Origin of the sequence: Agrococcus baldri, assembly GCA_900114805.1 — a bacterium.
Taxonomy (GTDB): domain Bacteria; phylum Actinomycetota; class Actinomycetes; order Actinomycetales; family Microbacteriaceae; genus Agrococcus; species Agrococcus baldri.
The window spans coordinates 419,992-434,557 of record FOZN01000001.1 but is presented as its reverse complement, the minus strand read 5'-3'; the positions used below and the strand labels follow the sequence as shown (position 1 = coordinate 434,557).

Annotated in this window: 15 protein-coding genes; 9 read left to right on the top strand and 6 right to left on the bottom strand. The window is 64.7% G+C overall.

Annotation, left to right across the window (positions count from 1 at the left end):
- Positions 1-42: 42 nt before the first annotated feature.
- The 6 genes from BM288_RS02050 to BM288_RS02025 form a co-directional block, all read right to left on the bottom strand.
- Positions 43-972, bottom strand: coding sequence for a hydroxyacid dehydrogenase (locus BM288_RS02050; RefSeq protein WP_318255280.1), 930 nt, complete (start codon positions 970-972; stop codon positions 43-45).
- A gap of 23 nt (positions 973-995) precedes the next feature.
- Complete coding sequence (locus tag BM288_RS02045) at positions 996-2,456, bottom strand: aldehyde dehydrogenase family protein (protein ID WP_092915374.1); 1,461 nt, start codon at positions 2,454-2,456, stop codon at positions 996-998.
- A gap of 80 nt (positions 2,457-2,536) precedes the next feature.
- The gene (gene dctP / locus BM288_RS02040) at positions 2,537-3,565 is read right to left on the bottom strand and encodes a TRAP transporter substrate-binding protein DctP (RefSeq protein ID WP_092915372.1); all 1,029 of its coding nucleotides are present in this window, start codon (positions 3,563-3,565) and stop codon (positions 2,537-2,539) included.
- 188 nt (positions 3,566-3,753) lie between these two features.
- The gene (gene manA / locus BM288_RS02035; RefSeq protein WP_092915370.1) at positions 3,754-4,956 is read right to left on the bottom strand and encodes a mannose-6-phosphate isomerase, class I; all 1,203 of its coding nucleotides are present in this window, start codon (positions 4,954-4,956) and stop codon (positions 3,754-3,756) included.
- The gene (locus BM288_RS02030; RefSeq protein ID WP_177220211.1) at positions 4,895-5,716 is read right to left on the bottom strand and encodes a PfkB family carbohydrate kinase; all 822 of its coding nucleotides are present in this window, start codon (positions 5,714-5,716) and stop codon (positions 4,895-4,897) included. The genes manA and BM288_RS02030 overlap by 62 nt, the downstream gene beginning before the upstream one ends.
- 132 nt (positions 5,717-5,848) lie before the next feature.
- The gene (locus BM288_RS02025; RefSeq protein ID WP_092915366.1) at positions 5,849-6,862 is read right to left on the bottom strand and encodes an SIS domain-containing protein; all 1,014 of its coding nucleotides are present in this window, start codon (positions 6,860-6,862) and stop codon (positions 5,849-5,851) included.
- Between the two features lie 254 nt (positions 6,863-7,116).
- Here BM288_RS02025 and BM288_RS02020 point away from each other — a divergent pair, with 254 nt between their 5' ends.
- The 9 genes from BM288_RS02020 to BM288_RS01980 all read left to right on the top strand — a co-directional run bounded on the left by BM288_RS02020 (position 7,117) and on the right by BM288_RS01980 (position 14,559).
- Positions 7,117-7,821, top strand: coding sequence for a GntR family transcriptional regulator (locus BM288_RS02020; RefSeq protein WP_092915364.1), 705 nt, complete (start codon positions 7,117-7,119; stop codon positions 7,819-7,821).
- A 280-nt stretch (positions 7,822-8,101) separates the two neighbouring features.
- Positions 8,102-9,007 carry an ABC transporter substrate-binding protein gene (locus BM288_RS02015; protein WP_177220210.1) on the top strand — a complete coding sequence of 302 codons (906 nt, stop codon included), beginning with the start codon at positions 8,102-8,104 and terminating at the stop codon, positions 9,005-9,007.
- A 50-nt stretch (positions 9,008-9,057) separates the two neighbouring features.
- On the top strand, positions 9,058-10,068 hold the full coding sequence (locus tag BM288_RS02010; protein ID WP_177220209.1) for an ABC transporter substrate-binding protein: 1,011 nt from the start codon (positions 9,058-9,060) through the stop codon (positions 10,066-10,068).
- Positions 10,069-10,181: 113 nt separating this feature from the next.
- Complete coding sequence (locus BM288_RS02005; RefSeq protein WP_092915358.1) at positions 10,182-11,108, top strand: ABC transporter permease; 927 nt, start codon at positions 10,182-10,184, stop codon at positions 11,106-11,108.
- Between the two features lie 10 nt (positions 11,109-11,118).
- Positions 11,119-11,880: an ATP-binding cassette domain-containing protein gene (locus BM288_RS02000; RefSeq protein ID WP_092915356.1), complete on the top strand. Its 762-nt coding sequence runs from the start codon at positions 11,119-11,121 to the stop codon at positions 11,878-11,880.
- Complete coding sequence (locus tag BM288_RS01995; protein WP_092915354.1) at positions 11,877-13,208, top strand: M20 family metallopeptidase; 1,332 nt, start codon at positions 11,877-11,879, stop codon at positions 13,206-13,208. Before BM288_RS02000 ends, BM288_RS01995 begins: the two co-directional genes overlap by 4 nt.
- The gene (locus BM288_RS01990) at positions 13,196-13,972 is read left to right on the top strand and encodes an HAD family hydrolase (protein WP_177220208.1); all 777 of its coding nucleotides are present in this window, start codon (positions 13,196-13,198) and stop codon (positions 13,970-13,972) included. The genes BM288_RS01995 and BM288_RS01990 overlap by 13 nt, the downstream gene beginning before the upstream one ends.
- Before the next feature lie 177 nt (positions 13,973-14,149).
- Complete coding sequence (locus BM288_RS01985; RefSeq protein WP_092915350.1) at positions 14,150-14,356, top strand: hypothetical protein; 207 nt, start codon at positions 14,150-14,152, stop codon at positions 14,354-14,356.
- 71 nt (positions 14,357-14,427) lie between these two features.
- Positions 14,428-14,559 carry a hypothetical protein gene (locus tag BM288_RS01980; RefSeq protein ID WP_318255279.1) on the top strand — a complete coding sequence of 44 codons (132 nt, stop codon included), beginning with the start codon at positions 14,428-14,430 and terminating at the stop codon, positions 14,557-14,559.
- Positions 14,560-14,566 lie beyond the last annotated feature (7 nt).

Sequence of the window (14,566 nt, the reverse complement as noted above, 5' to 3'; positions counted from 1 at the left end):
ATCAGTAGCGCACCGCATCTTGCAGTTTGGCGCGCGGACGACTCAGAGAGCGTCGAGCACGCTGCGTGCCACGTCCACCGCCATGCGCTGGACGGCTTCGTCCGTCATAGCTGCCAGGTGGGGCGTCGCGATGATACGTGGCTCGTGCAGGATCGCGTCGTCAGCGGCGGGCGGCTCCTGCTCGTACACGTCGACCGCGGCCCCCATGAGGCTGCCAGAGCGCACCGCGGCGATCAGTGCGTCATGGTCAACGAGTCCGCCTCGGGCGGCGTTGATCAGCACCGCGCCGTCGGGCAGCAGGCTGATGCGCCTGGCATCGATGATGCCGCGAGTGGCATCGCCGCCAGGCAGGTGGAGGCTCAGGATGTCGGAGCGCGAGATCACGTCGTCGAGCGATTCCAGCGCGGTGATCTGCGCATCCGCGAGCACGGCAGCGTCAGCGAACGGATCGTAGGCGATCACCGCGACACCCAGCGCCTGAACGCGGCGCGCGACCGCGCGACCGATGGCGCCGGCGCCAACCAATCCGAGCGTCGAACCCTGCAACTCGCGCCCGAGCAGCCCGGCGCGCTGCACCTGGCCGGGCAGTGAGCTGGGCTGCTGCAGCGCACCGCCAGCGAGCGACTCGCGCCCCTCGTCGAAGCGACGGAAGAGGCTGAACGCTGCGGCCACCACATACTCGGCCACTGACTCGGTGTTCGAATGGGGAGTGTTGACGACGACAATGCCGCGGTCGCGCGACGCTTCGAGGTCGATGTTGTCGAGACCCGCACCGTGCCGTCCGACGACTCGCAATCGAGGCGCCAGATCCAGCAGCGCGGCATCGACGCGCGTCGATCGAACGATCAGCGCGTCGGCGTCGCGCAAGGCTGCCGCCATGCGCGCATCTCCGGGGCCATCCAGCACGACGACGTCGACGCCGCTGTCTCGCAAGAGCCGCTCGCCATCTGCATGGATGCTCTCCTGCAGCACGATGCGAGCTGCAGCTGCGGTGCTCATACCTCGCCTGCGTACGTGTAGACCGTCGACGTGGTGGTGAAGAACTCACGCGCCGCGGTGCCCTGCTCACGGCTGCCGTAGCTCGAAGCCTTGTTGCCGCCGAACGGCACGTGGAGATCCGTTCCCGCGGCGGAGCGGTTGACAGCCAGGATGCCTGCACGGCATCGTGCAGAGAAGTCACGAGCCCGTGCGAGCGAGCTCGTGATGATGCTTGCGGAGAGGCCGTACTCGACAGCATCGGCCAGACGGAGGGCCTCTGCGTAGTCGTGCACGCGGATGACGGTGGCGACAGGCCCGAAGACCTCTTCTTGATTGATGCGCCAGTCGTTCTCGGTGTGCGTGAACAGCGTCGGCTGGAGGTAGTACCCGGGCGTCTCTGCTTCGACGCGCTCGCCACCGAACGCAAGCTGACCACCCTCGGAGCGAGCGATCTCGATGTACTTCAGATCCTGCTCGAGCTGCGACTCGCTCACGACCGGGCCCATGGTCGTGCCCGCTGCGCGGGCGTCGCCAACGGTAAGGCCGCGCATCCGCTGCACCAAGGCTTCGATGAACCGATCGTGCACGGCGTCGTGCACGATCAACCGGCTGGATGCGGTGCACCGCTGGCCGGTGCTGCCGAACGCGCCATCCATGGCCGCGTCGACCGCGATCTCGAGGTCGGCGTCGTCCATGACGATCAGCGGGTTCTTGCCGCCGAGCTCGAGCTGCACCTTCTTCATGCCGTGTGCAACGGCCGCCGCTGCGACCGTGCGCCCGACCGCCGAGGATCCGGTGAACGTGATGGCCTGCACGTCAGGCGACTCGCACAGCCTGACGCCAATCTCGCGCCCGGCACCCATGACGAAGTTGAACACGCCGTCAGGGCATCCGCTGGCGTGGATGATCTCAGCCATCAACCAGCTTGTGCCGGGCGTGAGCTCCGCCGGCTTCAGGACGACCGTGTTGCCGTACGCGAGCGCCGGCGCCGACTTCCATGCCGGGATCGCAATCGGAAAGTTCCAGGGAGTGATGATGCCGACGACGCCGACGGGACGGTGCACCGTCTCGATCGTCGCGGGTGTCGCCAGACTTGCGTAGACGGATCCGCGCGCGCTCAATACTTCACCGGCGTAGTAGGCGAACGTCGCGGCCGCGCGCCGAACCTCGCCGATCGACTCGGCAAGCGTCTTGCCCTCTTCGCGCGCAAGCATGTCGGCCAGTTCGCCCTCGCGAGCGGTGATGCCGGCGCTGATGCGCTGCAGCACTGCCGAGCGCTCGGCGATCGGCGTCGCTGCCCAGCCGGGGAATGCGCGGGCAGCCGCCTCGATCGCGGCATCTGCCTCAGCGACGCCGCCCTTGGCGTACAGACCGATCAGATCGCCGGTGTCTGAGGGGTTCCGGTTCTCGGTATAGGCAGTTCCAGCGACGAGCGAGCCGTCGATGAAGTGGTCGTACCGGGGTGCTGCCGAAGTCATGATGCTCCTTCATGAGCGCGCGGTGCGTGCCCGACATTGTGCCGGGCACGCACCGCGCTGTGGGTGTGGATGGGTGGGCGTCAGCCCTGCGCGGCCTCGCGAACCTGCTCGTAGAGCTCTTCGTTGCCCTCGTAGAACGGAGCGGTGCGCTCGCGGTAGGCGTCCGAGTCAGCTTCGTGGAACTCCACGCCAGACTCTTCCTCCATCAGCGCCATCGTCGACTCGATCTCGGCGGCGTACTGCTCCTGCGCTCGCTCGCCGCCGGCGATGAACTCCTCAGAGATGATCTGCTGCTGCTCCTCGGTCAGCGACTGCCACAGGGCTTCGCTGATGCCGAAGCCGATGAGCGTCTGGAAGTGACCGGTGAGCGTGACATGTGTCGCGACCTCCTGCCAGCGCTGCACGTAGGTGCCGTTGATCGGCCCCTCTGCGGCATCGACGACACCCTGCTCGAGAGCGCTGTAGGTCTCGGTGTTCGCGACCTCTGTGGGCACCGCGCCGAGGAGGTCGAATGTGGTGATCCACGTGTCGATCGGAGGTGTGCGCAGCTTGATGCCTGCGAGGTCGTCAGGGTGGGGAACCGGCTGGTTGGCGAAGATGTGCCGCGGCCCGTCAGTCCAGCCGAGCGAGAGAATCCGGATGCCCTGCTCGGCAGCGGCCTGGTCACTCATCTCCTGGAAGAGCTCGGAGCCGAGGAAGTTGTTGACCTCTTCTGTGCTGTCGAACAAGAAGGGGCCACCCAATAGGTTGAAGTCTGTAGCACCCATCTGTCCGATCGCCGAAGCGTCCATGTAGGCGATGAGATCTTCGCCGTTTGCGACCTGCTCGGCGGTGTCGCTGGTCGTGCCGATCTGCCCCGCGGGGAAGACCTCCATCACCAGCTCACCGTTCGATCGCTCTTGAATCGTTGCGGCGACTTCCTCGAGGATCTGTCCGTCGATGCTCGTTGGCGGGTTGACGGTTGAGATTCGGATCGTGCGGGTTTCGCCGCTCGCCGCCTCGCCGTTGCTGGCCTCGGGGCTGTCGCCGCCCGACGTGCTGCAGCCGGTCAGCAGCAGGCCGGCCGTAGCGACGAGTGCGGTGCCTACCAGCAGATGCTTCTTCTTCATGGCCAATGTCCTTACGGTCTTCGGACGCGCAGCACTCCAATGGGCTCACGCGATTTGATAACGATATCACTGCCGCCATGCGCTTCGCATAACGGAATTGCAACGGTGTGGCAGCAGTGCGCAGGTCGCGGCGGCATGACGGGGCAGCGCAGGCGATCTGCGGGGGAGTGCGGCTGGCCCGGAGTGTCTCAGCTCGTGGGGACGGAGATCACCGCGAAGGAGCCGCTGCCGTGCACGATCGGCGTTTCGCCGTCGAGGATGAATGCACCGGCACCGCGGTGCAGCTCAAGCCGCTCGTCACCCGACACAAGTTCGCATTGATCGGCGAGCGCGATCAGGATCTTGGGTCCGAACGCTGGCACCTGCGAGCCTTTGTCCCCGCCCTCGCCCTCGTGCAGATCGACGCGGAACTCCTCCACACCGGCGCTCGCCGACGCGGAGTGCGGCCTGCTGAGATATGCGGGCCTCGTGATCAGGTTTGCGATCGACTCGCCGACGTCGACGCGCTTTGGTGTGAGACCGAGTCGGAAGACGTTGTCTGAGTTCGCCATCACCTCGAGTGCCAACCCAGAGAGATATGCGTGGGGTACACCCGAGTGCACCATCACGGACTCACCCGGCGCGAGCCGCACGCGCTCCAGCATCAAGCTGACCAGGGCACCCGCGTCGCCCGGATACTGCTGCTCGAGCTCGAGCAGCGTCCCTGCCGACTCTGAGCCGTCAGCTGCCAATCGAGTCGCGGCGGCGACAGCTTCTGCGACGCTCTCAGCAGGAGCCGTGGCGAGGATCTCGACAGCCTTCCGCAGTGCGGGCTCATCGCCCGGATCGAGTGCTTCGAGTGCCGCCTGCGTTCGTGCGAGTCCGAAGGGAGCCAGAGTGCGCGCGATGTCTTCGGCCGACCGCAGGCCAACGAGGCCCTCGAATTGCGTGAGCGCGAAGATCATCTCGGGCTTGTGGTTGCCGTCGACGAAGCGGCGGTCTGACGCGGGCGCGGCGGCGTCGGCCGCGAAGCCTTGTGCTGCGCGGGCGGCGCTCGGATGCACCTGCAGCGAGACCGCCCTCCCGGGTGCGAGCAGCTTGACGAGGTAGGGAAGCTCGCTGTCGAAGCGCTCGGCAACAGCAGCGCCGAGCGCGCGGGTCGGGTCTTCAGCGATGAGTGCCGCGAGCGTGCGCCCGTCGGCTAGCGTCGATGAGCCCGCTGGGTGCGAGCCGAACCAGATCTCGGCCAACGGATGGCCTGGAACGCCCACGCCGGCGTACTCCTGGATCGCACGGGTGGACCCCCATGCATATGGTTGCTGGGCTGGCACCAACGCGAACATCGTGCTCCTATCCAAATGAGGCGATCTCTGCTGGCCGCTGGGGCCAACCGCCCACGTGCTGGCATGCATACGACCCTCGTGCAACGCCGGCAGCCAAAGCACCCTCGACGTTCTCTCCGTCGAGAGTGGCCGCGATGAATCCTGCCATGAATGCGTCGCCCGCGCCCGTCGTGTCGACCACGCTCACAGGCATGGGCATCGCCCGCCACCGCTGCGCACCTCGGCCGGCGAGTGCTCCTTCTGGGCCCAGCGTCGCCACGGCTGTACGAGCGCCGTTCTCAAGCATCTCGAGCACCATGGCCTCGGCGACCACCGCGTCTTCGCCAGCCGACGCGAAGGCGACCGCGAGGCGGTGCGACTCCGGGCTGACGCTGCAGTCCTGGCTCACTGGCACCGGCGACATGGCTGCGATCGAAGCACCGAACGCGCGCGAGCGCGGCAACATGCCAACGTGAACCCAGCGACTCGCCCCGATCATCTCGAGCGCGTCGCTTGTCGGATAGTACTCCGCAGTGACCCCGAATTCCTCGGTTTCGAATCTTCGGTCGCCCTGTTCCGTCCGGCTGATCGTCGTCAGCGCGGTGCTGCCGGGCATCGTGACAAGACCGTCGAGCACTACGCCCCGCGCTGCGGCCGCATTGGCGACAGCACTAGCGTTCTCATCGTCACCGACGGCGCCGAAGTAGCCAACCCGCAGACCCATCATCGCCAGCTGGACGGCTACGTTCAGCGCATTGCCGCCGATCAGGTCGCCGATTTCGGGCTCGTCGAGGTATCTATCGAGGGTGTTATCGCCCACCACGGCGACGTCGAGCGGTTGCGAGGTCATCATCGAACTCCGTCGTATTGCGCAGGTCGCTACCTGCAGGGGGTCACTGGCGCTCTCACTCTGGCACGCCTTGGTTGGTCTCGGCGCGAAGGGCAGGGCCGGTGACGGCCCTGCCCTTCGCGCATGCTGAGGCTAGAAATTGCCCTTCTTGTAGTAGCGGCGCGTGGTGAGCGGGTGGTCACGCACGACCTGCAGGTGCATGCTCAGTCGCTCGAACGCTGCCGCGATGACGGCCGGCGCAATCAATGCGCGTACGTCGTCGGAGATCGACCCGAGCTCGAAGTCCTTCGTGTCGAACACGCGCAACTTCTTGGTGACTGTGGTCGCGAAGCGCTCCACACGGTCTGCCAGCGGGCGCTGCTCGTCCTCACCCTTGATGAGCCACACGCTCGTGTCCTCTTCCAGCAGTTCGAGCGTGCCGTGGAAGAAGTCGGATGCGTGCACCGGGCGAGTCCAGATCCACTGCATCTCTTCCAAGATGCACATGGCGTAGTACCAGGCCTCGTACCAGGTGTTGCCAGCACCGGTCACGATGTGGTGCTGCTCATCCTTGATCTCGACGGCAAACGCCTCGGCGCGTGGTTCGAAGGCGCGCTTGACCTCGACGAGCTGTGCCGGCACCGTCTGCAGCTCGGCGACGATGCGGTCGAAGTCGTCGATCTCACCCCGGACGTCCATGATCGCGAGCGCGACGAGGAGCGACTGCAGGTAGAAGTTCTCGCTCGAGGTGTCGTCAGCGCAGAAGTTGGTGAAGTTGATGTCTGCCAGCTCAGCGAGCGGCGTGTCAGCCTTTGCGGTCAGCGTGAGCACGCGAGCGCCCTTGCCGCGCACGAACTCGAGTGCGGCAAGCGCTTCCTTGGTGGTGCCAGAGACGGTCGGAAAGACGACCAGCGACTTGGGGCCGAGGTGCTGGCTGCCCGAGTTGACGAGCTCCGCTGCCATCTCGACAAAGGTCGGGAAGGTCGAGCGGGTCTGCAGCAGCCGTGCCGCAGGCTGCATCAAGAAGTTCACGCCGCCCGCGCCGGCGAAGAAGATGTTCTCGATCCCATTCGCAAGTTCAGATTCCAGCGCGCTGCGGATTCCGGCGGCGTGCTGCACCGCCCCGCTCTGGATACCGAGGTACCGCTCTTCGTCAAAGTTCAGCATGTCGCATTCCATCCTTCATCGGCGTGCTCGTCGAGCATCATGTCGGACAACTGTAACAGGACGTCTGGCAAGTGCGAATATGCTGGTGATCAGCGTCCGACTTCAGCGCCAGGCGGATGCGCGCACGGCACACAGCGCCGGTTGGCGCTCGGTGCTTGGTACGGTCGAGCGACACGCTGGAGGCTGCGATGCAGTTCGAACAAGGAGTCACCCTGTCTAGGACCACACCGGCGGCTCAGGCCAGCCGAGGAAGCATGGTGCTCCGCGTCTACGACCAGATCCTCGCGCTCATCGCCGACCTGGGGTTGAAGCCAGGAGATCGGTTGACCGCCGAGACGGAACTGGCAGAAGTCTTCGGTGTGTCCCGCTCTACCGTCAGAGAGGCTCTTCGACTGCTCGAGCAGGAAGGCGTCGTGCATGCCAAGCAGGGGCAGGGTCGGTTCGTGTCGGCGTCTGGGTCCATGCGACTCGAGCGCCCGATGACGAAGTACGAGAGCATCACGGAGGTGCTGACCGCCCGCGGCTATACCGTCACGAGTGCGGTCCTCGATGTGCGCGTCGCCGCAGCGGATGCTCGGGAAGCTGACGCACTCGGGCTTGCCGAGGGCGCAGAGGTCATCCGTCTGCTCCGGATCCGCTACGGCAACAACGAGCCGCTTGTGGTCAGCGAGAACACCTTGCCGCGTGCAGCGATGCCCGGTCCCATCGAGCATCGCGACTGGAGTGGCTCGCTCACCCTCGCGCTCGCTGGCCACGGTCACCATGTCAATGCTTCCGTGGCGACAATTTCGGCAGTCGAGCTGCCCGAGGCCTGGCAGGCGCGCTACAGCCTTGCGGGCCTGGGTCCGTGGTTGCTCGTCTCTGAGGTTGGCATGACCCGCACTGGCGACCACGTCTTGCTGGCGTCGGACTATCACCGCGGGGCTGAGATCTCCTTCAGCGTGCTCCGGCACCGCTGATCCATCACTCGCGCCGTTCGAGGGCTTCGCCGTCGAGCGGGCTCTGGCATGCCCGAGCGCAGGCCGCAGCTGGGGCCATCGAGACAGGCAGGTCTGACTATTGCGCGTTGATGTAGGGCATCAATGGTGTAGTGTCTGACAACATTCGAGCCCACTGGGGGATCGGGCGAAGCAAAGGAGCTTGACAATGACGCGTAGAAAAGTTTCAGCCCTCCTCGCAGTAGCGACGGTTGCACTCACTGCCGGCTGCGCCGCGGGAACAGGCGCCGACCGCGATCCCGTGGATGCGCAGGGCGCTGCCGCGGACACGCCCAGGATCGCGTTCATCCCCGGGATTTCCTCTGACCCGTTCTTCGTTGCAATGGAGATCGCGGCGCAAGAACAAGCTGAGGAACTCGGGTTCGAGTTGGTCTATCAAGGCAGCTCGAGCGACTATTCACCGCAGGCGCAGTTGCCGTTCGTCGAGAGCGCGCTCGCGGACGACATCGACGCGTTGATCATCGCCCCTACCGATGGGGACGCACTGCAGGCATCCGTGCAGCGCGCAACAGCCCAGGGCGTCCCTGTCATCACGGTCGACACGACGGTCACGGATCAGTCTGAACTTGTCTCGCATGTCACCGGCGACAACGAAGACGGTGGCCGACAGGCAGCGATCGCAATGGCAGAGCTCGTCGGTGGCGACGGGCAGGTCTTCGTCATGTCAGGTGCGCCCACGATCACGACCGACACGCAGCGTGTCGAAGGCTTTGTCAATGAGATCGAGGCGAACCACCCCGATATCGAGATCGTCGGCATTGAATACGCGTACAGTCAGCCGACCGAAGCGACCACCAAGATCAACGCGGCGCTGTTGAACTACCCGGATCTGGCTGGCGTGTTCGCGGTCGAGGGCAACAGCGGCGTTGGTGCGGTCGCGGCATTGCGAAACGCGGATGCCATTGGCGACGTCGCGCTCATCGGGTACGACGCCTACTCGAACCAGGTTGCCGAGCTCGAAGAGGGCCTCTACAGCGCGCTTATTGCACAGGACCCTGCCGAAGAGGCACGCATCGCCATTGAGTTCGCGCTCGCGGCTATCGAAGGACGAGACGACGACATCGAAGCCCAGGTCATCATCCCGAACGTGGTCATGACAGCCGAGAACCTCTCTGAGACGCGCCAGTACCAGTACGCCGAGAAGTAGCCGAGGCAGTCTGCCTGATGCAAGAGACCAACACCGAAGGACGTAGAACCATGCGCAAGAAGAAGTTTCAGAAGCAGGTCATCGCAGTCGGCATCACCGCTGTCGCGGGACTGGCGCTCGGCGGCTGCGCGAGCAGCGGGACGATGACGGAAACGGATGGCGGCCAGGGCGAAGCGGACGATCCCATCCGCGTCGCATTCATCCCGGGCATCTCCTCTGATCCATTCTTCCGAGCTATGGAGATCGCGGCCACGGCTGAAGCCGCCGAACTCGGCATAGAGCTCATCTGGCAAGGTGCATCGGATGCATATTCTCCGCAGGCTCAGCTCCCGTTCGTCGACGCGGCGTTGGCCGACGATATCGATGCACTGGTACTCGTTCCGACGGATGCTGACGCGCTGCAGCCCAGCGTCGCACGAGCCACCGGTATGGGGATCCCCGTGGTAACCGTCGATACCTCGGTGACTGACAGGTCTGAGCTCGTCGCGCACATTACCGGCGACAACGTCGATGGTGGCTCGCGCGCAGCTGAAGAGCTGAGCGACCAGATTGGTGGTGAGGGCACCGTGCTCGTCATCTCGGCATCGCCGACGAACACGACGGGCACGCAGCGTGTCGAAGGCTTCGAAGCGACGCTCGCGAGCGACCATCCGGGACTCGAGATGCTGCCGGTGCAGTACGCCTACAGTCAGCCGTCTGAAGCAACGACCATCTTGAACACAACGTTGCTTGAATATCCTGATCTCGCCGGCGTCTTCGCTGTCGACGGCACGTCATGCACTGGCGCGATCGCGGCACTCAACAACGCCGACATGGTGGGGGAAGTCTCGCTCATCTGCTATGACGCGTATGCGGCGCAGGTCGCTGAACTCGAAGCAGGATCGATCTCCGGCCTCATTGCACAGGACCCGGCGCAGGAAGCACGCCTTGCACTGCAGTATGCACTGGCGGCTGTCACTGGCGAGGGCGCAGACGCAATCGAGTCAGAGGTAGTCATCCCCAATGTGGTCATGAATCTCGACAACCTCGCGGAGACTCGCGAGTACGAGTACGCGGAGTGAACCCGGTGAGCACGGCGACGAGAGATACGCCCGCAGTCGAATCCAGCCCGCTCCGGGCGAAGCGGGGTGGCCGATGGGTAGAGCTCGCGACACGGCAGGAGACGCTGCTGATCGTGGTCTTCGCGATCATGGTGACCGTCTTCTCGATCCTGAATCCGCGCTACTTCTCCACTGCCAGCTTCGGCAACATCATGCAGGACTTCGCTCCTGTGATGCTGATGGCGATCGGGCAGACGTTCGTGATCATCACGGGTGGAATCGACCTCTCGGTTGGCGCCGTCCTCGGGCTCTCGGGGGTTTCCGCGGCACTGACCGTTCGCGCAACCACCGCGAACGGCATCGATCCGGGGCTGAGCATCGCGGCTGGCATCGGCACGGCGCTGCTGGTCGGCGTGCTGGTCGGTGTGATCAACGGCTTGCTGGTGACACGCGTGAATCTCGCGCCCTTCATCGCGACGCTCGCCACGATGGGAGCCTGCATGGGCACGACGCTTGTTGTCACCGGTGGGGTCCAGATCGCGGGTGCCCCCGCTGAAGTCGTGCAGATCGGCAACACTCGATACCTCGATGTCTTCACTGCACCGCTGCTTGTGGCGCTCGTGATTCTTGTCGTGGCAGCGGTCGTGCTATCGAAGACGCGCTTTGGCCGCCACACATACGCCATCGGCTCGAACGTCTTCGCCGCGCGCGTCGCGGGCATCAACGTGAAGCGACACCTCATGAAGGTGTACGTGCTCGGGGGCGTGCTCGCCTCGATCGCCGGCCTGTTCGTCTACTTCCGACTCGGATCGGGTTCTCCCGCCTCAGGGCGTGGTGGAGAGCTGCAGGCGATCGCTGCCGCAGTCATCGGTGGTGTCAGCCTCATGGGTGGTCTTGGCCGTGTCACCGGCGCGGCTCTGGGCGCGCTCATCACGGCAAGCGTCCTCAGCGGGCTCATTCTGATCGGCGTCGAGCCGAATGCGCAGCAGATCGTCGTCGGTGCTCTCATCGCCGTCGCCGTCGCAGTGCAAGGTATCGGCCGCTCGAACGCAGGAAGCTAGGGAGAAAGCAATGACCGCACAGCAGCCTGTGTACGAAGCACGCGGGATCAGCAAGCGCTACGGCAACGTGATCGCGCTGGACGACGTCGACTTCTCCGTCGCGGCGGGTGAGGTCGTCGGCCTTGTCGGCGACAACGGCGCGGGAAAGTCGACCCTCGTGAAAGCGCTCTCGGGGGCCCACCGCCCCAATTCCGGCGAACTCTACCTCGACGGGGAGAGAGTCGAATGGCACTCGCCCCAGCAGGCACTGGAAGCCGGTATAGAGACCTTGTACCAGGATTCTTCGCTCGCGCCCGATCTCTCCGTCAGCGCCAATATGTTCCTAGGTCGCGAACAACTGGTGCCCGGGTTCTGGGGAAAACTTGGGTTCCTGGCCAACAAGCGCATGGATGAGGTGGCGAGCCAAGAGTTGCAGAACGTCGGCATTGCGGTGCCGTCATCGACACGCTCGATCTCAAAGCTCTCCGGTGGTCAGCGGCAAGCAGTCGCGATCGGGCGTGCGGTCAGCTGGGCAAACAAGGTCATCATCCTCGATGAACCGACCAACCACCTTGGTGCCCGCCAATCTGCAGAGGTCTTGCATGTTGTCAAGGCGGCTCGCGAACGAGGCCTCGCCGTCATCTTCATCTCGCACACCCTGCCTCACGTGTTGGAGGTGACCGATCGCATCGTCGTGCTGCGCCTCGGCAAGGTGTCGGTCGAAGCACCAACGAGCGAATTCACCCCGGACACCCTTGTCAAGGCCATTACGGGACTGAGCGGAGCCGCATGACCGACACGTCGCTTGCTGAGCCGGATGCTGATCTGCTCGCTCGTCTGGATCTCGCAGTCGCCGAGCACGCCGAATCGGCTGAGACGCTCCTGGTCGACCTCGTCGCGATCTCGAGCGTCAATCCTCTGCAGCCAGGAGTCAGTGCGGAAGAGCACCTGGGTGGCGAGTCTGCCGCGAACGCGCTCCTGGCCGAGTGGATGTCGCGCGCGGGCGCCGAGAATCACACCGTGACAGGCGATCGCGGACGCGACAATCTCGTTGCGGTGCTGCCAGGCTCCGGGGGAGGGCGTTCGCTCGCGGTCAACGGTCATATCGACACGGTGGCTTCACAAGATGGTTGGCGCACCGACCCATGGACGGCCGTACGAACGGAGAACCGAATCTATGGGCTAGGCACGACGGATATGAAAGCCGCTCATGCTGCGACATGGCTCGCCTTCCGCGCTCTCTCTGATGTCGGCATCCAACTCGCGGGCGATCTCCACCTGCATTCCGTGATCGGCGAAGAGACCATGAGTCATGAGTTGGGCACGACCGCGGTGCTCGAAGCTGGATTCGTCCCGGATGCCGTGTTGATTCCCGAGCCCACTTCGTACGACGATGGCGCGCTCCAAGTTGCAAACACCGCCGCGGGCAACTACCTCTTCTCGATGACGGTGCGCGGAAGGTCGACACATTGGGCGTCGCGCAATCTGGCCATCAGAGCCGGAGGCGGGGGCGATGCAGTGGGCGTGAACGCGATCGACAAGGCCTTCTACATCTATTCGGCGATGCGTCAGCTCGAAGAGCAGTGGGCCTTCACGAAGCGCCACCCACAGTTCGCGCCGGGGGCGTTCATTATTCACCCGGGTGTGCTGCATGCGGATGTCGGATTTCCGGCAGCTCCGTATTTCCCTGACCGCGCACGCTTCGATTATTTGCTGTCCTTTCCTCCTGGCGATACCTCGGAGGCCATCCGGGCAGAGGTCGAAGGGCACATCAACGCGGCCGCAGCACTCGATCCTTGGCTTGCCGCGCATCCGATCGAGTTCGACTGGATCGATACCTGGCCACCCGCCTACACTGACCCGCAGGGCGATTTCAGTCGCGTGGTGATGGCCGCGCGGAATGAGGTAGTGGCGGGCTTAGGGGCGCCGGCCATGGATGCGCCGCGTCCGAACGGCGCACAGTCGGACGCGTCGTTCTATGAGGCGCGCGGTGTGCCGGCGCTCGTGTGCGGCCCGGGCAATCTCCAATCCGCACATGCTGCAAATGAATTCGTCGATCGACGGCTGATTCCGGCAACCGCCCGCATGATCCTGAAGACAGCACTCCGGTGGAGCACGTGAAGCGCGTTGCGGCACCGAACCCCTCGGTGACGCCTGCGTCTAGAGGAGGGCATCCCCTATATGAGGCGATCGTCTTCGACTGCGACGGGGTGCTCGTCGACAGCGAAGAGCTGGCCATGGAGGTCTCGCATCGGCTCCTCGCCGAGCTCGGTCTGCACTACGACCCCGCAGAGATGCGGCAACGCTTCGTCGGCTGCTCGAGTCAGTTCTTCCGCGAGACGGTAGAGGCAGATCTCGGGCGTCCGCTGCCGCCGGATTGGGATACGCGCTCCAGCAATGAGATGGCAGAGGCGCTACGGCGTGATGTCACAGCCATCCCCGGTGTTGAAGCAGCACTTCGATCCGTCCGTCTACCCATCGCGGTCGCGTCGAATTCTGGGCACGATCGCATCCGGCTCAGCCTCGAGACGGTCGGCTTGATCGACATGTTCGATTCAGCAATCGCCAGTGCGGAGGACGTCGCCGAGGGCAAGCCCGCGCCCGACGTGTATCTGCACGCGGCGGCTCTGCTAGGCGCCGACCCTGCCAGGTGTATCGCGATCGATGACAGCCACTTCGGCGTGCTCGCGGCCTATCGCGCGGGAATGCGTGTGCTGGCCTTCGAAGGCGCTGGCCCAATAGCGAAGCTGCCGGACAGCGACCGGGTGACGAGGTTCCAATACATGCGCGAACTGCCGGCGCTGCTCGACACTGTGCAGCGTGAAGTACTAGTCGGAATTTCGAGCTGCGACGGCAACGGAAAAGCACAGACCCGCCGAACGTGAGATGGATGACGGGGTCCTCCAAGCCGGCCCCGCCAGCTGGACGCTCACGGTGTTCGTGGTGCCAGCACGCTCCGTCGTCGCGCTTGTCGTTGTCGGCATCGCGTGGCTACGCATGCTGCCGAACGCGAGGGATCTCATCAGCGAATGAGACCATTCCCATCGCGATACAGACCAGGTGTGCCGTTCGTCGTCTGGCTGGCGATGACAGCCGTCGCGAACACCGTCGTCAACGTGTTCATCGCGCACTTCCTCTTCATGCTCTTCGCACGCGGCGACACTTCGGGCGACTTCGTCGGGCCGCCCGCCCTCATCGTCGTCACGCTCATGCTGCTGCTACTCGATTTCTGCCTCTATCTCGGTCGCTACCCGCGCTTCGACCGCTAGGGCGTTCGGCAACCCGTCTCGTTCGCCAAGAAGCTGCGCACCCGCTTCGGCGACCGCGGCAACCTGCACACGTGCCTGGGCTTCACGAGCATGGCGGTCTCGACAACGCCACGGTGGATACGATTCGCCGATACCTGGAAGTAGTGGGCGGCGGGCTCTCGATCGAGTATGTGGTGGGCGACGAGCGCGTCCAGGTCGCCTGAACGCACT